Source organism: Streptosporangium sp. NPDC000095 (assembly GCF_042899335.1).
GTDB lineage: Bacteria > Actinomycetota > Actinomycetes > Streptosporangiales > Streptosporangiaceae > Streptosporangium.
In genome coordinates, this window is sequence record NZ_JBIAZS010000003.1 from 41,375 (window position 1) to 63,637 (window position 22,263).

At 68.8% G+C, this 22,263-nt stretch carries 18 protein-coding genes; 13 read left to right on the forward strand and 5 right to left on the reverse strand.

Going from position 1 to position 22,263, the window contains the following annotated elements:
- Positions 1 to 41 precede the first annotated feature (41 nt).
- A complete protein-coding gene (locus ACFY3V_RS08515; RefSeq protein WP_389771363.1) occupies positions 42 to 1,472 on the reverse strand; it encodes a hypothetical protein in 1,431 nt (476 codons plus the stop codon).
- Positions 1,473 to 1,717: 245 nt separating this feature from the next.
- Here ACFY3V_RS08515 and ACFY3V_RS08520 point away from each other — a divergent pair, with 245 nt between their 5' ends.
- Together ACFY3V_RS08520 and ACFY3V_RS08525 are read left to right on the forward strand one after the other, a co-directional pair.
- The gene (locus tag ACFY3V_RS08520) at positions 1,718 to 2,407 is read left to right on the forward strand and encodes a ThuA domain-containing protein (RefSeq protein ID WP_362905035.1); all 690 of its coding nucleotides are present in this window, start codon (positions 1,718 to 1,720) and stop codon (positions 2,405 to 2,407) included.
- A gap of 293 nt (positions 2,408 to 2,700) precedes the next feature.
- Entirely contained in the window at positions 2,701 to 5,838 is a 3,138-nt protein-coding gene (locus ACFY3V_RS08525) for a M14 family zinc carboxypeptidase (protein ID WP_389771366.1), read from the forward strand.
- Positions 5,839 to 6,156: 318 nt separating this feature from the next.
- On the opposite strand, the gene ACFY3V_RS08530 is transcribed toward ACFY3V_RS08525, so the two are convergent.
- Positions 6,157 to 6,300, reverse strand: coding sequence for a hypothetical protein (locus ACFY3V_RS08530; RefSeq protein WP_389771369.1), 144 nt, complete (start codon positions 6,298 to 6,300; stop codon positions 6,157 to 6,159).
- Between the two features lie 847 nt (positions 6,301 to 7,147).
- Between ACFY3V_RS08530 and ACFY3V_RS08535 the strand changes: the two genes are divergently transcribed.
- Both ACFY3V_RS08535 and ACFY3V_RS08540 read left to right on the forward strand, forming a co-directional pair.
- Positions 7,148 to 8,827 carry an endonuclease/exonuclease/phosphatase family protein gene (locus ACFY3V_RS08535; protein WP_389771372.1) on the forward strand — a complete coding sequence of 560 codons (1,680 nt, stop codon included), beginning with the start codon at positions 7,148 to 7,150 and terminating at the stop codon, positions 8,825 to 8,827.
- 287 nt (positions 8,828 to 9,114) lie between these two features.
- On the forward strand, positions 9,115 to 10,764 hold the full coding sequence (locus ACFY3V_RS08540) for a serine/threonine-protein kinase (protein ID WP_389771376.1): 1,650 nt from the start codon (positions 9,115 to 9,117) through the stop codon (positions 10,762 to 10,764).
- Positions 10,765 to 10,826: 62 nt separating this feature from the next.
- Here the strand turns inward: ACFY3V_RS08540 and ACFY3V_RS08545 are convergent, their stop codons facing one another.
- Complete coding sequence (locus tag ACFY3V_RS08545; protein ID WP_389771378.1) at positions 10,827 to 11,627, reverse strand: MerR family transcriptional regulator; 801 nt, start codon at positions 11,625 to 11,627, stop codon at positions 10,827 to 10,829.
- 2 nt (positions 11,628 to 11,629) lie between these two features.
- Positions 11,630 to 12,883 (reverse strand): MFS transporter, encoded by a 1,254-nt coding sequence (locus ACFY3V_RS08550; protein ID WP_389771381.1) that lies wholly within the window; start codon positions 12,881 to 12,883, stop codon positions 11,630 to 11,632.
- Positions 12,884 to 13,402: 519 nt separating this feature from the next.
- Here ACFY3V_RS08550 and ACFY3V_RS08555 point away from each other — a divergent pair.
- From ACFY3V_RS08555 to ACFY3V_RS08585, 7 genes are all read left to right on the forward strand, one after another.
- Complete coding sequence (locus tag ACFY3V_RS08555) at positions 13,403 to 14,539, forward strand: TIM barrel protein (RefSeq protein ID WP_362905049.1); 1,137 nt, start codon at positions 13,403 to 13,405, stop codon at positions 14,537 to 14,539.
- A gap of 173 nt (positions 14,540 to 14,712) precedes the next feature.
- Positions 14,713 to 15,624: an NADP-dependent oxidoreductase gene (locus tag ACFY3V_RS08560; protein WP_389771385.1), complete on the forward strand. Its 912-nt coding sequence runs from the start codon at positions 14,713 to 14,715 to the stop codon at positions 15,622 to 15,624.
- Positions 15,625 to 15,744: 120 nt separating this feature from the next.
- Positions 15,745 to 16,611 (forward strand): lytic polysaccharide monooxygenase, encoded by an 867-nt coding sequence (locus ACFY3V_RS08565; protein ID WP_362905053.1) that lies wholly within the window; start codon positions 15,745 to 15,747, stop codon positions 16,609 to 16,611.
- 113 nt (positions 16,612 to 16,724) lie between these two features.
- The gene (locus ACFY3V_RS08570; protein ID WP_362905055.1) at positions 16,725 to 17,519 is read left to right on the forward strand and encodes a DUF305 domain-containing protein; all 795 of its coding nucleotides are present in this window, start codon (positions 16,725 to 16,727) and stop codon (positions 17,517 to 17,519) included.
- Positions 17,520 to 17,608: 89 nt separating this feature from the next.
- Positions 17,609 to 18,445: a MetQ/NlpA family ABC transporter substrate-binding protein gene (locus tag ACFY3V_RS08575; RefSeq protein WP_362905057.1), complete on the forward strand. Its 837-nt coding sequence runs from the start codon at positions 17,609 to 17,611 to the stop codon at positions 18,443 to 18,445.
- A 271-nt stretch (positions 18,446 to 18,716) separates the two neighbouring features.
- Complete coding sequence (locus ACFY3V_RS08580) at positions 18,717 to 18,983, forward strand: DUF6458 family protein (protein WP_350944916.1); 267 nt, start codon at positions 18,717 to 18,719, stop codon at positions 18,981 to 18,983.
- A 127-nt stretch (positions 18,984 to 19,110) separates the two neighbouring features.
- Positions 19,111 to 19,362 carry a DUF4235 domain-containing protein gene (locus ACFY3V_RS08585; RefSeq protein ID WP_350944918.1) on the forward strand — a complete coding sequence of 84 codons (252 nt, stop codon included), beginning with the start codon at positions 19,111 to 19,113 and terminating at the stop codon, positions 19,360 to 19,362.
- A 228-nt stretch (positions 19,363 to 19,590) separates the two neighbouring features.
- Here ACFY3V_RS08585 and ACFY3V_RS08590 read toward each other — a convergent pair whose 3' ends face one another.
- On the reverse strand, positions 19,591 to 20,877 hold the full coding sequence (locus ACFY3V_RS08590; RefSeq protein WP_389772185.1) for a glycosyltransferase: 1,287 nt from the start codon (positions 20,875 to 20,877) through the stop codon (positions 19,591 to 19,593).
- 145 nt (positions 20,878 to 21,022) lie between these two features.
- Between ACFY3V_RS08590 and ACFY3V_RS08595 the strand changes: the two genes are divergently transcribed.
- Both ACFY3V_RS08595 and ACFY3V_RS08600 read left to right on the forward strand, forming a co-directional pair.
- Positions 21,023 to 21,268: a BON domain-containing protein gene (locus tag ACFY3V_RS08595; RefSeq protein ID WP_389771391.1), complete on the forward strand. Its 246-nt coding sequence runs from the start codon at positions 21,023 to 21,025 to the stop codon at positions 21,266 to 21,268.
- Positions 21,265 to 21,978 carry a metallophosphoesterase gene (locus ACFY3V_RS08600; protein WP_362921225.1) on the forward strand — a complete coding sequence of 238 codons (714 nt, stop codon included), beginning with the start codon at positions 21,265 to 21,267 and terminating at the stop codon, positions 21,976 to 21,978. Before ACFY3V_RS08595 ends, ACFY3V_RS08600 begins: the two co-directional genes overlap by 4 nt.
- Positions 21,979 to 22,263 lie beyond the last annotated feature (285 nt).

Genomic DNA, 22,263 nt, shown 5'->3' on the forward strand with positions numbered 1-22,263 from the left:
GCCCGGCGGCGCCACCGCTGACCCTCAGCGGGGTGACCGGCCTATTTCTCCGGGAGGTCCGCGGCGGGCAGATCACCGACCACGACTCCGGAGGCCAGTCCGTGGCGGGCGTCGGCGGCGAGCTCGGGCTTCACGCTCCTGCCGCTGAACACCCCGGCACGCCGCAGCAGGGCCGCCCACACCGGATCGGCGACGGTCACCCCGTGCACCAGTTCGGGCGTCGGCCGAAACACCGCGACGCCACGTCGAGCCGCGGGCGCGGTCCACCCCGTCTGCTCCGGGTCCAGCCCGGCCGCATGGCAGGCCGCCTCCACGGTGACCCGCGGGCAGGCCGCGGTGCCGTCCAGCACCTCCCAGGGCAGCGGCAGCGCCGCCCACACCGCGGTGTCGGGATCGACGTCGCCGCCGGTCTCGCGATGCCAGGCGGCCAGATCGGCGGCCATCAGGCGCATCACCTTGCCGGGACAGGCCACTTCCAGCAGTTCCAACGCGTCCAGCGACGCCAGGCAGGACAACCAGGCGGCCCGGGCCGCGTTGTAGGCGACCGCCAGGTTGTTCCACGTGGTGGAGTCGTCCCCGCGCCGTACGAGCATCGTGGTGCGGTCGGTGCCGGGGTTCCAGCAGGCGCGTAGCACATCGGCGCTGTGCCGCATGACGGCCGACCACTGACCCAGCAGCCGTCCACGCTCCTCGTCGGTCAGGCGTCCAAGGATGTCGGGAGTCGTGCGTACCTGGGCGATCATCCACCAGTCGCTCCGGTCCGCGCACCGGTCGAGCAGCATCGACGCGATCTCGTCGAACGGATTCTCCCGCCCGGACAGGCTGAACTTCCGGCGTGTTTTGCGACGCGCGGTGTAGTACGCCACGAAGCACGCGGCGTCGACGTCGGAGACGAACCGCTCCAGTGGGATGTCCGCGCCGAATCCCGTGACGCCCACCATGAGCAGACGCCGCTTGACCTGCTCGGTACCCAGCGTGCCCGCCTTGGCGGCGACCCGGCGCAGCACCCTGAACCGGCGGTTGTACTGCCGCTTGGACAGGTCCATGCCCGCGGCCTTCCGGGCGTCCCGGTTGAGCCGGTCGGCCAGGAAGTCACCGCGGTCCGGCGTCCACCGGATCTCGCGCCCCATGTTCGCCGCGAACTCCAGCAGCGACTCGGGAACGTCGGGGTCGACCTGCGCCGACCGCTCGAACAGACGGCTCGCCGCCGCGACCTGCCGGGTACCGCCGACCGGCCTCGCGTAATCGGTGGACATCGAGGAGAACCAGCCCTCGCGACGGGAGGAGTACCTGGCCGCGCGCTCCAACACCGTACGCTCACGCCGCGACAGCTGCCCGTCCAGTGCTGGCAGCACCAGATCGGCGACGTCCTCGGGCCGGTACCGCCGATCCAGCGAGTCGTGCAACTCGGCGAGGATCTCCCGGCGGGATCGGCCGCTGTCCTTGTCGTCGTGGAACGTCATGGAAGTCATGATCCCGGCTTCTCCGCCCTGGCTTCGACTGATTTATCCGATCGCGGCCATCTGGCCCCGACCGGCGCCGGTGGGCCCCACCGAGGGGGATCCCGGCTCTCCGGCTCCGCCACGCGCGGGGGTACGGCACCCAGCGATCTACGCGATACAGCTACTTCCTATGAAAAATGGGGATTTAGGGTACGCAATACATCGCGGTGATCACCGCGATGATCGTCGTCACGATTGGTCTGGGTGCTCCGTTTATGACCGTTGATCCGGCATACGAGGTTCTGGTCTTCTCCAAGACGGCCGGGTTCCGGCACGACTCCATCCCGGCGGGCATCGCCGCGCTGGGCGAGCTCGCGACCGAGAACGGCTTCACCGTCGACGCCACCGAGGACGCCGGTGTCTTCACCGCCGAGAACCTCGCCCGATACCGGGCGGTCGTCTTCCTGATGACCACCGGCGACGTGCTCGACGCCGCGCAGAAGACGGCGTTCGAGTCGTACGTCGCGGACGGTGGCGGATACGTGGGCGTCCACTCCGCCGCCGACACCGAGTACGACTGGCCCTTCTACGGCGGCCTCGTCGGCGCCTACTTCTCCTCCCACCCCGAGATCCAGCAGGTGACCGTGCGGGTGGAGGACGGCGCGCACCCCTCGACGGCTCACCTGCCGACGACCTGGGTGCGCACCGACGAGCTGTACAACTACCGCACCAACCCGCGCTCCACCGTCCACGTGCTCGCCACGCTGGACGAGTCGACCTACTCCGGCGGGTCGATGGGAGACGACCACCCGATCGCCTGGTACAGGACGTACGAGGGCGGCCGGTCCTGGTACACCGGCCTCGGCCACACCATCGAGTCCTACAGTGAGCCGAACTTCCGCGCCCACCTGTACGGCGGGCTTCGCTACGCGGCCGGGGTCGCCACGGGCGACTTCGGGAGCTGACGGTTTCGCGGTTCCCCGCCAGGAGGGCCCCGGCCAGGTTCGCCCGGCCGGGACCCTCGCCGTCTTCATGGACCGTCTCCGGAGACGGTCCATGAAGACGGCTTCGGAGAGGGCTTCGGGAGCGTCTTCGAGGACTCGCACGCCGCGCGTCCCTCGCGATTCCGGAAGTCCCGGGCGCCTCCTGACCGGATCAGGTCAGCGCGGAATCATGGCGATGGTTGACGTTGACTCAGGTCCGACTATCCCCCAGATTTCGTGCATTCCTATCTTTCGGGGGATGTACGGAGGTCGCAATGAAACGTGCGAGATCGGTCGTTCTCGCAATCGCGGTCCTGCTTCTGGGCCTGATGGTGAGCACGCCCGCGGCGGCGGTACCCGATCCATCCGCCGACGGCGACGACGGAGTGAGCGTCTACGTCGGCGAGCTCACCCCGCAGCAGATGGACGAGCTGCTGAAGTCGGGTGTCGAGCGTGAGGAACTGCGGATCACCAGGTCCGCGAACGGGGAGAAGGTCAGCGTCGAGGCGATCCTCGGCGCGGCCCAGGCGGAGCAGCTCGGCAAGGCGGGCCTCGACCTGAAGGTCCAGCGGCCCGCGGCGGCGAGCAGGCAGGCGGCGAAGGGGGACGGCGTCTTCAAGCCGTACAGCGGCGCCGGCGGCATCCGCGAGCAGATCGTCAACGCGGCGAACGCCAAGCCGAACATCGCCAAGGTCGTCGACCTCGGCACCACGGTCAAGGGGCAGCCGCTCACCGCGATCAAGGTGACGAAGAACGCGCGGCAGCTCAAGGACGGGGCGCGCAAGGCCGTGCTCTACATGTCCGCCCAGCACGCCCGTGAGTGGATCACCCCGGAGATGAACCGCAGGCTCCTGCTCCACTACCTGAACGGCTACGGCACCAATCCCCAGATCACCCAGCTCGTCGACAACGTCGAGCTCTGGTTCATCCCCGTCTCCAACCCCGACGGCTACGACCACACCTTCACCGCGGGCAACCGCCTCTGGCGCAAGAACCTCCGCGACAACAACAACGACGGCCAGATCACCAGCGCCGACGGCGTCGACCTGAACCGTAACTTCGCCTACAAGTGGGGCTACGACAACGAGGGCTCCTCCGACAACCCGGCGAGCCAGACCTACCGGGGCCCGAGCGCGCAGTCGGAACCCGAGACCAAGGCCGTCGACAACCTCGCCAAGCGGGTCGACTTCACCTACATCCTCAACTACCACTCGGCCGCCCAGCTGCTGCTGTACGGCGTCGGCTGGCAGCAGGCGACCCCCTCTCCCGACGACCTCATCTTCGAGGCGCTGCTCGGTGACGACGCGACCCCGGCCGTACCCGGCTACGACCCCGACATCGGCGCCGAGCTCTACACGACCAACGGCGAGACCGACGGTCACATGACCAACAAGCACGACGCGCTCACGATCACACCGGAGATGAGCACCTGCGAGGTCGCGGTCGAGAGCGTCCCCGACGACGAGTGGACGCTCGCCGACTGCGCGGGCGGCTCGGGCTTCACCTTCCCCGACAGCGAGGCCCTGATCCAGGCGGAGTTCGCCAAGAACGTCCCGCTCGCGGTCAATCTCGCCAAGTCCGTGAAGACCCCCGACGCGCCGGTCTCCCCGGTGGGCCGCACGGTCCCCGACTTCCGGCCCGACAGCTTCACCGTCTCGTACGGTGACCCGCAGCCGGTGGCCGTCACCATGCGGAGGTCCCTGCTCACCAAGCAACTGCGCTTCCGTATCAACGGCGGCCCGGTGCGCCAGCGCGGCCTCAGCGAGTGGAAGGGCGGCGAGCGGTACGGCGACGAGAACAAGCTGTACTTCGCCGAGTACCGCTCCAAGGTGGAGGGCGCGAAACCGGGAGACAAGGTCGAGGTCTGGTTCACCGGCCACAAGCCCGGCGTCGGGACCGTGGAGAGCGAACACTTCACGTACAAGCTGGAGAAGAAGTCTAAGGCCAAGGTCCTCATCGTGGCGAACGAGGACTACACGGGATTCAACCCCGACTACCCGGCGTCGGTGACCGCGCCGAAGTACGCGGCGCAGTACAGGCAGGCGCTGCAGACCGCCGGATACGCCTCGGAGACGTGGGACGTCGACGCCCAGGGCGTGCCGCACCACCTCGGGGTGCTCGGCCACTTCAAGGCGGTGGCCTGGTACCTCGGTGACGACCGGCTCGCGATGGACGCCCAGGACGTGGAGACCGAGACCCCGTTCGGCCCGCTTCCCGACATGGACGTCAAGCGCGAGCAGCAGGATCTGACCGTCTCCGTCCGCGACTACCTCAACGAGGGAGGCAAGCTGCTCTACACCGGGGAGACCGCGGGATACTTCGGCTTCTTCGGCACCAGCCTCGGCGGCATCTACTACGGCCTGGACGGCGCGCCGGACTCCGACTGCGTCATCACCACCCAGGACGGCTTCTTCGAGGAGTGCCTCATCCTCGCCGACGACTTCGCCCAGTACTACCTCGGTGTCTACGGCCGCAACCCGCGTGTCGGGCCGACCGGGTTCACCGGCACCGGTCCCGGGCTGAACGGCGCGAGCGGCACCTTCGGCGGCCCGGCGCTCGCCGACAACCCGCTGGACGAGGCGGGCAACCTGCAGGTGACCAGCAACACGCTGCCGCCCGCGAAGTTCCCCCAGTTCAAGAGCTGGGCCTCGGGCGACTACATCGGGGCGACCGGCCCGTTCGACCCGGTCGAGGGCGGCTGGTACGTGGCGGGCCCGCACACCGACGACGCGTACAAGAGGCTGACGCGCACGATCGACCTCGCGGCAGTCCCGGCCGCGCAGCAGCCCAAGCTGCAGTTCCAGCTCTCGTACGACACCGAGGAGGGCTACGACAACGTCATCGTCGAGGCGCACACGGTCGGCCAGGACGACTGGACCACCCTGCCCGACCTCAACGGCCGAACCAGCACCGACGTCCCCGCCCAGTGCGAGGTCGGCTTCCTGCTGGACGAGCACCCGTGGCTGCTGCGCTACCTCACCCCGGGCAACCCCTGTGCGCCGACCGGGACGAGCGGTGCCTGGAACGCCTTCACCGGTAGCTCCGGCGGCTGGCAGCCGGTCGCCTTCGACCTGTCCGCGTACGCGGGCAAGAAGGTCGAGGTGTCGGTCAGCTACGTGACCGACCCCGCCACCGGCGGCGCCGGCGTGTTCGTGGACGACACCAAGGTCACCACCGTCGGTGGCCAGCTCGCCGCCGAGGGCTTCGAGTCCGGTCTCGGCGACTGGGCGATCCCCGGACCGCCCCCGGGCAGCCCGACGGGCGCCGGTGACTTCGCCAGGGCACAGGCCGACAAGACGGCGGCCGTCTCGACGAAGGACACCGTCTTCCTCGGCTTCGGCCTGGAGCAGGTGGCCTCCCCGGCCGAGCGCGCCGCGGCCATCAAGAAGATCATGAAGCACCTGATCGGCTAGCCGGCTCCCGCCGGTAACGGCTGTCTCCGGTCGACGGGCGCCCCCGTCGACCGGCCCCGACCGCGAGGCCGGGCGTCACCCCCGTGACGCCCGGCCTTCGCGCTTGAGTCACCGGACCCACAGTGGTCACAGCTGCCAGGCGGAAACCCGCCGAGCCCGGCATTACCGCCGATTTCCGGCCGATGGAAGAAGCCCGGCCACGCTGACGTCGTCCGCACAGCCGCGTTCACGGCGGTCCAGCCGGCCATGGACGTGAAAGCGGTCTGCCTGCCGTGTGGTGACCCGGTCGAGGCCGGTGACCTGTCCCTGTTCCAGGTCCTAGGCCGGGGCCAGTGCGGCGCGCACCAGTGAATCGTAGGTGTCGGTCGTGCGCTCCAAGGCGACGCCGAGAGACCGCGCGAAGCCATCGAGCTCCTCCTGAACGGCGAGGGTTCCGGCCGTTTCCCGGCCGATGAGACGCACACTCTGTGAGGAAACTCAACGCTTTTCGACCAGGATGGAAAAGGCTTTACAGTCTGGAGTTCGGCAATGTAGCTTCGCCATCAAGTTCGAATGAAAGTCGCGTTCGTCTCAACACATCTGGAGCTCGCCTGATGGCTTTGGTTCGTCCAAGCGCCGACCGCGTGAGCACGACCCGCGCACCTTCCTCGTCTCGACCGTGCCGCCATGCCCCGGCGCCGCCCGGCGCGACGACCGTCCGTTCCTGGTCAGGGCGGGCAACCGTCTCGCCCGGTGGTGTCTCGGAGGCTCGCCGCGCCGGCCGGTCCGCGTCGTCGGAAGGCGCGCGCTCGAACCGACCTTCCGCGTGACCGACGCCCAGGCGTCACATCCTCGGCCAACGCACCCGCTTCCACCTGGGAAAACGACGCTGCGAAGGGGAAGCGTCGGCAGAAGGCGTGGCGTTCTCACCGGTGCTCCCGGACGCCGCGGGCGGTGCAGGTCACCGCCGCCGACATCCATGAAGGCTCGTCGGCACCCGCGCTCCGATCGCGAGTGGCGAGGCCGACGGCTCTCACCGCATCCCCTCACCGTGGCACCGTCGCCGAACACGGCATCGACACCGTTCCCCGCGCTCGCGCCGCCTGAGGGTTCACCGCTCCGCATCGGTGCCGGATCGCCGAACGGAGCCTCAGCGGACTGATTTCCACCGTCTCATGCCCCGCAGCTACGAGACCGTGACGGTCCGCCGCGAATCATGCGCTTTATCGATTTCGTGATTCGCCGACTCAGCATGAACTCACCTCGACCTCGCGAGGAATCCGAAAGAGGTATTCGAGTGTTACGAAGGATTGTCACGATTATCGTCTCGGTGCTCTTCACCGTGGTGCCGATGGCGGTCGTGTCGCCGGTCGCACCGGCCGTGGCGCAATCCCAGGACAGGGTCATCATCTCGGGAGACTGGGACGGTGACGGTACGGACACGTACGGCATCGTGGACACCTCCACGAACCCGATGACGTGGTACCTGACGGACCGATACGACAACTTCTGGGTCGACAACCTCGTCCCCGACACCGTCTTCACCTACGGCGCCTCCGGCGCGACACCGATCGTGGGCGACTGGAACAACGACGACATCGACACCCCGGGGGTCTTCGTACGCACCGGCGGAACGCCGTCGTGGCAACTGCGCAACAGCAATTCATCGGGGTCCGCCAACGTGACCTTCGGCTACGGTGCGGCCTCGGACACCCAGCCCCTGGTCGGAGACTGGGACAAGGACGGCGACGACACCCCGGGCCTGTTCCGGCCGGGCAGTCCCAACACGTACCTGCTGCGCAACAACAACACCGCGGGGAGCGCCGACCTCACCTTCACCTACAGCAGCGGTACGGGCAAGCCCATCGCGGGCGACTGGAACAACGACGGCCGTGACACCATCGGGTTCATCAGCACCGCCACCAGTCCCTTCACCTGGCAGCTGCGCAACACCAACAACGCCGGATCGGCCAATGTGACGTTCACCTACGGCAGCGGCAGCGCGTCGTCGGTGTTCTTCGCCACGGGCGACTGGGACGGCAACGGCTCCGACACCCCCGCGGTCGCGCTGCCCCTGACCAACGGCCCCTTCCAGTGGCATCTGCGTAACAGCAACACCAGCGGCGTCGCCACCAGCGGCGTGCGCTTCAACCCCGTCACGCCGCTGAAGCTGATGCACTTCAACCTGTCCGGCGGCATCCTGAACAACGGCACCTACCCGATCATCGGGCGGATCGTGCGGGAGGTGCAGGCGCGCCGCCCCGACGTGATCTCACTCAACGAGATCTGTGACCGTCAGTACGCGCACCTGGTGGACCAGTTGGCGGCGGCCGGATACGCGATGCAGGGATACTTCCAGGAGTCCCGCACGTTCGTCCCCGACTGCATCGTCTTCCCCGACACCCGCAACGAGGCCGGGAACGCCATCCTGGTACGCGCCGAAGTGACCCAGCAGAAGGGATACATGTTCACCAGTGACCACAAGCTGGAGGAGCGGGACCAGCCCGTGATCACGGAGGAACGCAGCGTCGCCTGCGTCGTGGCCAACTTCCCGCCGGCCAATCAGCCGGTGAAGGCCTGCTCGACACACCTGGCCGACGGCGACGCCTCCGGAGCACAGGCCGAGACCCGGGAGCTGACCCGCGTGTTCGGTCCCGAGGCGAACTCCAGGCCGTTCATCCTGATGGGCGACCTCAACCTCACCCCGGACGACGCCGCGATCGGCACGCTCTACTACCCGGCCGGGAGTGGAAACTTCTGGGAGACCGACACCTACTGGAGCAGTTGCATCGGCGAGGACGGGATGTGCGAACCGGTCAGGGGCGGCCGGCCCACACGGGTCGGCGGCAACCGCAAGATCGACTACACCTTCCTCAGCCGTGACCACTTCAGCGTGCCGATCGACGGCGTCGACATCGTGGACGCCGGTAACTGCGACACCCACCCCTGCTCCGACCACCTGATCATCCACAGTTCCGTCGACCTGTACCTCCCGAGGAAGGCGCCCTGACCGGCTAACCGGGCCGTCCCACCAGTGGCCGGACCGCGAGGCCGGGCGTCACCCCCGTGACGCCCGGCCGGTTCAACGGCCAAGCGCATCCCACCGACGTCGTTCACGCGACCGTGTTCGGCTTCGCCTCAACCCCGGCCTGCTGATCGCCCGGTGGGCGATCAGCAGGAAGGCGATCCCCTGATCGGCCGCGGCGTTCTTCGATGGACTCCGGGCAGATCGATTTCGATTGTTCTGGCGGTATATCGTGTTCCGTCGGCAACGCGTGCGATCTAGGATCTTCCGCTGTGACGGCATACGGACTTCCTCCCGTGCTCGGTCTTGAGCCCGCCGACCCGACCGTGCTCGGTCCCTATCGCATCGCCGGGCGCCTGGGCAGGGGTGGGATGGGGACGGTCTATCTCGCCGAGGGGCCGTCAGGGCCGGTGGCCATCAAGGTGATCAACACGAATCTGGCCGCCGACCCGGAGTTCGTGGCGCGGTTCAAGAACGAGGTGGCCGCGGCGCGGAAGGTGAGCCGGTTCTGCACCGCTCCGGTCCTGGACGCCCGGCTGGAGGGTGAGCCGCTCTGGGTCGTGACGGAGTACGTCGCCGGGCCCGACCTCGCCCGTGTGCTGCGCGATCACGGCACGCTGAGCGGGGCCAACCTGGAGGCGCTCGCCGTTGGGGTGGCGCTCGCGCTCACCGCGATTCACGGTGCGGGGGTCATGCACCGAGACCTCAAACCGGCCAACGTGCTGCTGTCACCGCTGGGCCCCAGGGTGATCGACTTCGGTATCGCCCGTGCCCTGGACGCGAACGGTGGACAGACCTCGACGGGCCGTGTCATCGGTACTCCCGACTACATGGCTCCCGAGCGGTTCTCCGGAGGAACGTCAGGCCCGCCCGCCGACATCTTCGCCTGGGGGTGCGTGGTGGTCGCCGCCGCGACGGGGAGGTCTCCCTTCGCCGCACGGAACATGCCCGAGGCGCTCTACCGGGTCATGCACCACACCCCGGACCTGGAGGACCTCGAACGGGGCCTGCGTGATCTGGTGAAGGCCGCGCTCGACAAGGACCCGGAGGCCCGGCCGACCGCGCAGGACCTGCTGTCCGGCCTGGTCGGAAGGAACGACGCGGAGGACACCGCCAAGCTGGCGGACACGCTGCGGTTGAACCTCTTCGGCCTGCTCCCGCCGACCGTGCGGGTGACGGGCCCGGCGGAGCGGGAAGCGGGTCGGACGCCGTGGTTCCGGCGGCGTTCGGCGGTCGTGGGCGGTGCGGCGGCCGGAGCTCTCCTGTTGGCGGCGGGCACCGTGATCGGAATCCGCGCGCTCCCCCAGGGCCCGCCCGTGAGTACCGACGTGCTGTACCGGGACGACTTCGGCAACGACAAGTCCGGCTGGCCCAACGACGGGACACGGGTGGACACGCCCCGCGGCTACACCGGGGACGGCCGCTACACGCTGGCCACCGACTTCTCCAACAGCGACCGCTGGACCGATGCGCCTGTCAACGCGGAGCCTCCCGAGCGCGCGCTGGTCGCCGTCCGGATCGACATCGCCAAAGGCACGCCCTGGAACGCCTGGACCGGGGTCTCCTGCGACTACAAACTCGACGACGAGCACCTTCACTACTACACCCTGGAGATTCGTCCGGACGGGCGTGCGAGGATCCGCAAGAACACCAGCGTGACCGCGTGGGACATGACGCCCGACCTCCTCACGCCCGCCTTCTCCAAGGAGAAGGCGACGCTCCGGGCCGAGTGCTCCCGGGACGGGGACGAGGTGAGTCTGGCGCTCTGGGTGAACGACCGTCTCGTGGCCGAGGCCGTGGACGAGGACGCGGACGGGGCCAAAGGCAGACCCAGGTTCGGGCTCACCGTGGGAAAGCGGCCGGGGGATTCCACGGAGACCCGGGTGTACTTCGACGACTTCGAGATCGGTCGGCTTCCCTGAGACGGGTACGACTCCGTCGTACCACTACGAAGTCGTACCACTACGAATATGTGATCATGGATTCAGGTGACCGGGACGGTTATCGGCCGCGGCCCTTCGGCGCGTTTCGCGACGCCGAACGTGATGTCCCACTCGGGGCTGCGGTCGAAGTGTTCGCCGATGAGTCGCATGGTGTGCCGCTGGGCGGGATTCATGTGCTCCGTTATGAGTGCTGTCAGTGCGTCGGTGTTCGTTCGGTCCCCGGCGCTGTCGGGAAAGTTCGGGAGCGCGTTGCCGTGGGCGGCGAGGAATGCGCGGATCGCGGCGACCGCACGGTCGACGAGTGGGGCGATCTCGTGCTCCGAGGCGTCGGCGGGTAGCTCCTGGATCGCGGTGTTGACGTGGAGGAGGTCCTCGGGTGCGTCTTTCAGGGCCCTGACGAAGGTGAGCGTGTCCTCCTTCGTTATCAGGCGGGTAAGAAAGAGGGCGACGTTGCGTGAGGCGGGATCGTCGCCGAGTGCCTCCATCGCGAGGAGTGCCTCGGGAGACAGGTCAGGTGACACTCCGAGACCGATCAGCTCGTCGACCTCGGATCGAATGCGTTCGAGGTCGGCGATTCTGGTCTCGAGTTCCATGCGTAGTCCGCGCAGGGATTTCTGACCGTGCTCTTCGGAATCGAGCATCCGGGCGACGTCGTCGAGGACGAAACCGAGGCCGGCGAGGCGGTTGATGCGCAGCGCGAGTACGAGGTGCCGGGCGGTGTACTGCTTGTAGCCGTTCGCGAGCCGTTCGGGTTCGGGCAGGAGCCCGATGTCGTGCCAGTGACGGATCGAGCGCAGCGTGACGCCGGCGAGGTCCGCGAGTTGCCTGGTGCTCCACGCCACGATCACCCCTCCTTCGCCTCCACCGCTACACCTATTGTGTCCAACGACCGGAACGCGGGGACGCACAGCGCGACCACGACGGTCACCACGATCACGACCGCGATCCCGATCCCCGCCGTCGCGAGCCCGAACCCGGAGGCGAACGCGGCGATGGGAGCCGAGGTGAGGGCAGGTGCCGCGAGCATGAGAGCGTTCTGCGCACCGAGGACACGTCCGCGCATCTCATCCGGAGTCGCCTCGATGGTCGCCACCCCCAGCACCGCGGACATGGGGCCGTTGGTCAGGCCGATGAACACGGCCGCGGCCAGCACCGTCCAGGGCGCCGCCATCATGCCGATCACGGTGAATCCGATGCCTGTGCCGACCATCCCGATCACGAACCAGGCGCGGCGCGACACCTTCCCCACGGTCGCCGCGTACACGCCCGCGCTGAGAAGACCACCGACCGCGATCCCGGTCGCCGCGAACCCGCTGAACTCCGGCAGGTTCTCGCTCGTGAAGTAGGCGGGCATGATCGTCGCCTGCAACGCCACGATCACCGCGACGAACACCGCCGACAGCAGGCTCGCCCCCAGCACCAGTCGGTGCCCGAGCAGGAACCGCCACCCGGTCGCCAGGTCGGTGAACACCCCGCGAACTCCCGTCCCCGGGCCGCGGACATCGGTCAGCGGGATCTCTCCCGCTCGGGACGACATCGCGAACGACAGCAACGCCGCGGCAAGGCTCATTCCGGCGGTGATGAACAACGCGGCGGCACTCACACCGAACAGCCACACCAGCAGCCCGCCCAGGCCGGGCCCGATCAGCATCAGCGCGCCCGCCAGCGACTCGCGGACACCTACCAGCCGGTCCAGCGCACCCGGCTTACCGCCGTCGAGGTGGACGAGGCGGGGAAGCAGCGTCTCCCGCGCCGTCATCCCCGGCATGTCCCCGAACGCGCCGATCACGCCCAGCACGATGAACCACGTCAGGTTCAACCCCCACAACGCGTCCACGACCGGGACCGCGGCGACCGACGCGGCGGACAACACGTCACTGACGATCGACACCGTCCGCCGGTTCACCCGGTCGACGACCACCCCGGTGAGCATTCCCACGACCGCGGCGACCGCGGCGGTCACCGACGCCAGGACGCCGGCGGCGAGGATGTCACCGGTCTTCGCGAGCATCAGCAACGGGAACAGGACGGACGCGACCCCGTTCCCCAGCAGGGAGAGACTGTACGACCCCAGATAAACCCAGGTGCTTCGACTCATGGACGCATCACAAACCATGCCGCTACGGCACAGTCAAGCCGGCGGCCGAAGGCGCCCGGTGAACACGAGTGAAGCCGTCCCGGCCGGTGAGGACGGGATGTGCGAACCCGTCAGGGGCGGCCGGCCCACACGGGGCGGCGGCGACCGCGTCGTGGACGCGCTTCGGCGCCGCGCGGGGAGGGAAGGATCCTGCGCACGCCGATGCGGGCTGAAAAGGTTTGTGCCGGGTGCGCGGGAGGTCGATCTCCGGACTTTTGCCTGGTCAAAAGGGGTGTTTTTGGTTGGCCTGAAAAGGGGTGAACTTCCCTCGGAGACTTATGTGGGAAGAGTCCGGACTTTCATTGACGAAGCGATATTTCGGCGTTAACAATTACTCACGGTGCGCGATAAGCGGCAGTGGTGCGTTCGGAGGCCCCCAGTGCCGGATGTCGGCATCGGTGGCACGCTGAAGCCCTCCAGACACCTCATTTTCGCTGTGACGTCGGTCAGCGCACGCGTCCTTCACACGAATGGATATGTGTGAATACTTTCCATGCCCACGATGACGACCAGGTCGAAGGCGGCGCCCTCGGGCGCAAGCTGGGACTGACCCGTCGACAGTTGTTCGCCGCGACCACGGGTATGGCCGCGGCGGCGGCCATCACCGCACTGCCGGGCAGGGCCTCGGCCGCCGCGGCCGCCCCCCTGATCCGCGACAGCAAGCGCGGCATCATCCTCTACACGGTCCGTGACGCCATCTCCCGCGACCCCAACACGACGACCCTGCCGTCGGGGTTCAAGGAGGTGTTCAAGGCGCTCAGCGACATCGGCTACGAGCGCATCGAGTTCGCCGGCCTCACGCAGCACGCCAACGCCGAGGGCGGGCAGAACCTGGAGAACATCGCCGGGGCGAAGCTGCTGCGCTCGTGGCTGGACGCCAACGGGCTGCGGGCCGAGGGCAACCACGGGTTCATCCCGGGGTCATGGCCGCTGACCCAGACGGATCTCGACCGGTTCAAGGTCAGCCTGGAGATCGCCAACATCCTCGGCATGGACCACATGGGCACCGGTAACGACCCCACCAACAGCAACTACAAGGCCGACTGGGACATCGCCGCCGAGAAGTGGAACATCCTCGGGGAGATCGCCCGGAACTCCGGCTACGTCAAGCTGTACACCCACAACCACGACGCCGCCTACAACTTCCTTCTCGACAGCGGACCGCTGGACGTGCAGGGCCGTCCGACGCGCTCCTCGGGGGTCAGGAAGCTGGAGTACTTCCTGGGCGTCACCGATCCCAAGTTCGTGAACCTGGAGATGGACATCTACTGGGCGCACGTCGCCCAGTACAAGTTCAAGACCTACACCGCCCCCGACGGCTCCGTCCAGACCAACGTTTTCAACCCTCTCGCTCTCGTCCAGGCGCAGGAGCGCCGGTATCCGCTGTTCCACGCCAAGGACGGAAAGATCAACACCGCGACCGCCAACGGCTACGACATGGTGCCCTTCGGTACGGGCGACATCGACTACACGACGTTCTTCCGGGGGCTGACCAGCCAGCACCACTACCCGATGTACGAGCAGGACACCGCTCCGGGTGGTACGGCGAACCCGGGCCAGTCGCTGCAGTTCGCCCAGATCAGTTACGACAACATGTCGGCCCTCACCACGGAGTGACCCCTCGGCGGTCCCGGAGACCGGCCCCCTTCGAAGGGGGCCGGCCTCCGCGTCGGCCGGTATGACGCCCCATCGGTGCCCGGAGCGGGTGAGTTGACCTCGATCAAGCTTGAGGTTGCAGGCTGGGCGGCGACGTACGCGAGCGAAGGCGTACGCGAGCGAAGGGGAGTCCCATGAAGGCAGCCGCGTTTTTCGAGTTCGGCGGTCCCGAGGTGTTGCGGGCGGCGGAGCTTCCGACGCCCGAGGCGGGCGAGGGGCAGGTGCGGGTGCGGGTCAAGGCGGCGGGCGTGCAGCCGTTCGACCTCGCCATCCGGGAGGGGTGGGTCCCGCAGGGGATGAGCGGTGAGCTGCCCCGGGTGCCGGGCAACGAGTTCGCCGGGGTGGTCGACCAGGTGGGCGAAGGGGTGGACGGCATCTCCGTAGGCGCCGAGGTCCTGGGCTTCAACCTGCTGAACTGCTACGCCGAGTACGTGGTCGTACCGGCGGAGAACGTCACGCCCAAGCCCGCGAACATGCCCTGGGAGGTGGCGGGCGGTTTCACCGCGGGGACCCAGACCGCCCACATCGCGCTGCGGCAGCTCGGGGTGGGGGAGGGGGACACGGTCCTGGTCCACGCCGCCGCGGGCGGGGTCGGTACCGCGGCGGTCCAGCTCGCCCGGCTCTGGGGAGCGGCCACGGTGATCGGCACGGCCCGCGAGGAGAACCACGACTACCTGCGCGCTCTCGGCGCGACCCCGGTCACGTACGGGGAGGGACTGCTGGAGCGGGTGCGCGCCCTCGCCCCCGGTGGGGTGGACCTGGTCGTGGACGGCGCGGGCGGCGAGGCGCTGGACGTCTCCCTGGAGTTGGTGAAGGCGGAGCGCATCGTCACGCTCGTCGAGCACGACAGGGCCGCGGAGCTGGGGGTGCAGCGGACCAGGGGGGTGCGGGAGGCGTCTCGCCTCGCCGAGCTCGCCGCCCTGTACGCCAAGGGCGACCTCGTCTTCCCCGTGCGCGGGACCTATCCGCTGGAGCGGGCCGCGGACGCCCACCGCGAGGTCGCCGGCAGGCACGGACAGGGCAAGGTCGTGCTGGTCACGGACTGATATCCACGTATCCCTGGCGTTGTGACCGAAATCCTTAGTAAGGTTTCTTGTTAATAACGTGCTATCCGTCGGCTCGTTGGACAGTTCTGCCTCCCATTTCTCTCTCCAGGAGGAGTCCACGTGCATCTGCGACACAAGGTGGCCACCGGTGCCGCCGCCGCGATCAGCGTAGGGTCCGTGCTCGCTCTGCTGCCGTCCACCGCGGCGGTCGCCCACGGCTCCATGTCGAACCCGCCCAGCCGGGCGTACGTCTGCAAGACGGAAGGCCCGGAGACCCCCAAGTCGGCGGCGTGCAAGGCGGCCGTCGCGGCCGGGGGCACCCAGGCCTTCTACGACTGGCACGAGGTGTCCCGGCTCGAAGCCGGTGGCAACCACCGCCAGATCATCCCCGACGGCGAGCTGTGCGGCGCCGGGCGTGACAAGTATCGCGGGCTCAACCTCGCCAGGGCCGACTGGCCCGCCACCTCGGTCTCCCCGGGGCCGCTCACGGTCACCTACCATGCGACCGCGCCGCACGCGAACAGCAACTTCGAGTTCTACATCACCAAGCAGAGCTGGAGCCCCACCCAGCCGCTGCGCTGGTCGGATCTGGAGCACATCAGGACCTTCAACAACCAGAACCCCACCCAGTTCACCAACTGGACGATCAACCTCCCGCAGCGGAGCGGCCGCCAGCTCATCTTCTCGATCTGGCAGCGTGTCGTGGGCAGTACCGAGGCCTTCTACACCTGTTCCGACGTGAACTTCGGCGGCAGCAACCCCACCCCCACATCGACTCCGACCCCGACGCCGACTCCCACGCGGCCGACCCCGACTCCGACGCCCACCCCGACGAGCCAGCCGGGCGGCACCTGGAAGGCGGGCACCGCCTATGCGGTGGGCGCGACGGTGACCTACGGCGGCGCGACCTACCAGTGCCTGCAGGCACACACCGCGCTGGCCGGTTGGGAGCCGCCGAACGTACCCGCCCTGTGGCGACGACTCTGATCCGGTGAGATCCGGGCGGGGCGGTGATCACCGCCCCGCCCGGATCCGTCGTTCCTTCCGGGAATCCTCCCGAGAACTTTCCGGGAATCCTCCCGAGAACCGAGGAGTTCGTCTTGAAGCGTGCGGTCACAGTGGTCCCGGCGATCCCGGCGGCCTTGGCGGTTCCGGCGGTCTCGGCGGTGGTCCTGGGGGTCCTCCTGCTCTCCGGTTGCGGCGCCGACAGCATCCAGGAGCTCCGGGGAGGCCCCGCCGGTCACGGGGCACACGGCGCCGTCGGCGCTCCCGCCCGGCCAACATCCGCCCAGGGGACGCACGGCGACCCGGAACACGGCTCAGGCCCGGGTTCCGGAGAGGACTCGGCCCAGGGGGCTGATCACTCGGCGCGGGGCGCCGGTGCGGGAGTGCCCACGCCCTCGCCCGCCCCGCCCGTCGGGACCGCCGCCGGAGTCGCCTTCAACCCTCCCGACGTGATGTTCCTGCAGATGATGGTGCCCCACAACGCCCAGGGGGTACGGCTGGTGCGGTTGGTGCGCGAACGGCAGGTCCGTCCGGAGGTCAGGGAGCTCGCCGAGGCGATCGGCGTGACCCAGGAGCGGGAGTCGGTCTCGATGTCCGGCCTGCTGGACGCCTGGGGGCAGCCCGCGACCGCCGACGACGACGAGCACGCCGCCCACGGCGGGATGCCCGGGGTGAGCGAGGAGGAGGTGGCGGCGCTGACCGCCGCCCCGCCGGCCGAGTTCGAGCGGAGGTTCCTCGACATGTTGATCGCCCAGCAGGACGACGCCGCCCAGATGGCGAAGGTGGCGGTCGCGACCGGGCTGCACCCCGAGGTCACGAAGCTGGCCAGGCTCGTCGACGTCTCGCGTACGGCGCAGATCGCGCGGATGCTCGCCCTGCGCGGAGAGTAAAGATCTGCGCGGACCAGTAGGGATTTGTCCTTGCACTCCCTTTTGTGAGATATATTTCCTACTTGATGTGTAGGAATTTAGGGAGAGTCATGCGCAAGATCTTTGGGGTTGTGGCCGGACTGATCCTGGCCGGGACCCTGGCCGCGTGCGGGGGGACGTCCACCGACACGGCCCAGCCCGCCGGCGGCACACCGAACGCCGACGCGCCGCTCAAGGTCGGGGTCAACCCCGTGCCCCACGGCGAGGTGCTCAAGTACGTCAAGGACAACCTCGCCGCCAACGCCGGGCTGAATCTGGAGATCGTCGAGTTCACCGACTACGTCCAGCCCAACACCCAGCTCGACGAGGGCAACCTGGACGCGAACTACTTCCAGCACATCCCGTACCTGGAGGAGTTCTCCAAGGGCAAGGGCATCAAGCTCAGCTGGGTCGCCCCGGTGCACATCGAGCCGCTCGGCCTGTACTCCAAGAAGATCAAGAACGTCTCCGAGCTCGCTCAGGGCGCCCAGGTGGCGCTGCCCAACGACGCGAGCAACCTCGGTCGCTCGCTCAAGCTCCTGGCCGACAACGGCGTGATCACCCTCAAGGAGGGCGTGGGGGTGAAGGCGACCGAACGTGACGTCGCCGACAATCCCAAGGCACTGGAGTTCAAGCCCCTTGAGGCGGCCCAGCTGCCCCGTTCCCTGGAGGACGTGGACGCCGCGATCGTGAACGGCAACTACGCCCTGGAGGCCGGGCTGCAGCCCGCGACCGACTCCCTGATCCTGGAGAAGGGCGAGGGCAACCCGTACGCCAACGGCCTGGTCACCGTCCCGGCCAAGGTGGAGGACCCCCGGGTGAAGAAGCTCGCCGAACTCCTCACCGGCCCCGAGGTCAAGAAGTTCATCGAGGACAGGTACAAGGGCGCGGTGCTGCCCGCGGAGTAGGCCGTCCGGTGCCCGGCCTCGGGGGATCACCGTTCGCGCCCGCCCGCGGGGTGGACCGTCCGGGATCCCCACCGGGGAGTGCCGTCACCTTCCGCGCGATGCCCTCGGCCGCGCCCCCACCGTCGCGGGGGGCGCGGCCGAGTCTTTTCCGGGGCCTTCTACGCCTGTGACGACGCGTGGGAGGCCGACGTCCGCATTTACCGCCGCCAGGTGACGTTTGAGATTCGCACGGAGGATAGAGGAGGTGAGTTGGCTCGAAGGAGGAGATCCCATGACCATCGCAGGCGGCATCGTTCTCATAATGCTCGGCGCCATTCTCACGTGGGCGGTCGAATTCGACATCGCGGGCTTCGACATCAACATCGTCGGTGTCATCCTGATGATCGGCGGTCTCGCGTGGCTCCTGTTCGCCGTGTACCGGCTCAGCCTCGCCCGCCGGGCGGTGGCGGACACCACGGCCACCACGGTGATCGAGGACCCCGTCACCCACCGCCGCACCTACCAGGAGCGTCACTACAACGACCCTCCGGTGGTGTGAACCGCGGATCTCTCTCATAGGGGAGCCGCACCGTCAGCGGGTGTCGCCCGTCGTTCCGGATCCGTTATGGACTGGTTCGCATGGGTAGGCAGGCCGCTTCAGTGAACGCGAACGGAGGGCAGAGGACGTGAGCAGAGTCGTATCCCGCGGCGCGAGCGCCGTGAGCGGAATGCTCGGTGGCGCGATCGCCGGAGTCATCTTCAAGCAGGTCTGGAAGCTCGCGTCGGGCAAGGACGACGCCCCCCAGGCGACGTCGGACGAGTACGGCTGGGGCGAGATCCTCGTGGCGTCCGCCATCCAGGGCGCCATCTTCGGCGTGGTGAGGGCCGCGATCGACCGTTCCGCCGCCCGGAGCATCCACAGAGCCACCGGCAAGTGACTTTGTGAGGTGGCCGCCCTCACCCCTGGCGGCCGACCTCGTGCGGAGGCCCCCGATCCCGTCCGAGGGACCGGGGGCCTCCGCACGTCCGAAGCGTGTCCGGAGCGGTGTCCCGAACCGTGTCCCGCCTGTGTCCCGAGCCGCACTCCGAGCCATGTCCGGAGCCTTGCCCGGGGCGTGTTCGAAGCCGTTCGCGAAGTCACGTCCGAAGACGGACCGCAGGATCCGTCAGGCGGCTCCGGGACACGGTTGGGCGCCGTGTGCGCGTTCCACCCGCCGTACGGGGGCGGGGACGCCACGGGAGGCCGGGAGGTGGTGGGGTGTCGGGACGGGGGAGGCCGGGACGCGGGAGGAGAGCACCTCCGCGTACACGGCGGACGTCTGGGCGGCGATCCGGTTCCAGTCGTAGCGGGACCGTGCCCGCGCGACGGCCGCGGCGCCGTAGGCCGCCAGCACGGACGGCGCGGCGAGCAGCCGGCGCAGCGCGTCGCCCAGCGCGTACGGCTCGCGCGGTGGGACCAGCAGACCGGTGACCTCGGGCACGACGGTGTCCAGGTGCCCGCCCACCGCGGACGCGACCACCGGGACACCGCAGGCCATCGCCTCCAGCGGCACGATGCCGAACGGCTCGTACCACGGCATGGTGACCACGACGTCCGCCGAACGCATCAGGGTGGGGACGTCCTGCCTGCTCACCTTGCCGAGGAACCTCACGCGGTCGGCGACGCCGCACCTGGTGGCCAGGCGGGAGAGCCGCCTCGCCTCCGGGTCGTCGACATCGCCCCCGGCGACGACCAGGGTGGCGCCGGGGATGCGGGCGAGGGCGTGAATCGTCGTGTCCACGCCCTTGCGGCGTACGGGACGGCCGATGGCGAGCAGGACGGGCCCCGGCCCGAGGTCCCTCTTCGGACCGGAAGGGGTGAAGGACCGCACGTCGACGCCGCAGGGCACGATCCTCGTCCGGCGCCGGGGGATGTGCATCCGGCGCAGTTCCGCCACCTCGTCGGCGCAGGTCGCGATCACCGCGTCCACCTGGGAGGCGACCATCGCCTCGACCCTGAGACGCTCGCGCGGGCTGGAGTCGGCCGGTCCCTGATGGCGGCGCTTGACCGTGCCGAGGGCGTGGAACGTGTGCACGATGGGGACGGCGGCGTCCCTCGCCGCGGCGAGGGCGGCGAGGCCGCTCATCCAGAAGTGGCTGTGGACCATGTCGGGGGGTGCGGCGCTCCACCGCCTGGCGAGCCACCGGCCGAAGTCCGGCATCCAGGGGAGCAGATCGTCCTTGGCCAGGGTCATCGCGGGTCCGGCCGGTACGTGGACCACGGTGACCCCGGGGGCCAGGGAGGTCTCATCGGGTTGGGAGGGGCACTCCCTGCGGGTGTAGACGGTCACCTCGTGCCCCCGGGCGGCGAGCGCGAGGGAGAGGGCGGCTACGTGGACGTTCTGGCCCCCGGCGTCGGCTCCGCCGACGGTGGCTAGAGGGCTCGCATGCTCTGACACCATCGCGATCTTCATGGACACGTCTCCACCGGGTGTACGGGGCAGGCGTGCCTGCGTCCTGGGCATGACGCTCTCCCCTGCCCTGACCGGGGGGTTTAAACGTGTTTGACCTTGGGATTCGCGGGAAGGCGATGAGTTTTCGACGGAAAGGAGTTCGGCGATGGAGGCTCCCCAGTACGTCGCGGCGCGTGTGCAGCGCGCGCTCGCCGAGGACGAGAGGACCACGGAACTCGGCATCCGGGTGGACATTCGAGGTGATCAGCTCTACCTGCGAGGTCAGGTCGTCGGCTCCGAGCGGCGCGAGCTGATCGCGGAGGTGGCGGGTGAGGCGGCTCCCGAGCTGGAGGTCCACAACGAGATCGACGTCGTGGACGTACGGGAGCCGATGGGGGAGGAGAGGCTGTGACAGACGTGCGGATCGCGGCGGTCGGGGACGTACACCTGGACGAGAGCCGCAGGGGAAGCTACCGCGAGCGGCTTCACGACATCGGGGAGAAGGCCGACGTCCTGCTGCTCGCCGGGGACCTGACCCGGCACGGCACCATGGACGAGGCGCGGGTGGTGGCGGACGAGTTCCGCGACCTGCCGATCCCGGTGGTGGCGGTGCTCGGCAACCACGACCACCACTCCGACCAGCCCGCCGAGATCGCCGCCCTGCTGCGCGACACCGGGATCGAGGTGCTGCACGACGACGCGACGGTGCTCGACATCGACGGCGTGCGGCTCGGCGTGGTCGGCGGCAAGGGCTTCGGCGGGGGGTACGCGGGCAAGTGCGCCAGCGACTTCGGCGAGCCGGAGATCAAGGCGTTCGTCGGGCACACCAAGCGGATCGCCGACCGCTGGCGGGTCGCGCTGAAGGAGCTGCAGGCCGACCGCACGGTCGTGCTGTCCCACTACTCGCCGGTCAAGGACACCCTCGCCGGGGAGCCGCTGGAGATCTATCCGTTCCTCGGCAGCTACCTCCTGGCCGAGGCGGTCGACGCCGAGGGCGCCGACCTGATCATCCACGGTCACGCCCACTCGGGTACCGAGAAGGGCGTGACACCGGGAGGCATCAGGGTGCGCAATGTGGCGCTGCCGGTGCTGGGCCGGGCGTACGGCGTGTATCTCCTCTGACGGGGGTCTCGCGCTCGGGTGCCGAATGACGCGAATACCCGCTGATGTCTCAGCGGGTATCTCGGATTTTCCGACCGAAGAAGAAGCGGGCCTGTCCCTGTCCGGGAAGAGGTGGACATATCCCGGTCCGGGAAGAGGCGGGCCGGTATCCCGGACAGCCGGGGACGACCGGTATTCCAGACAACCGGCGACGATCGGTATCCCGGACAACCGGGCAAGAAGAAGCGGGCCGGGTACACCCGGCCCGCGAGGCTTCTTATGGGAGTTCGGGGCGCTTACATTCTT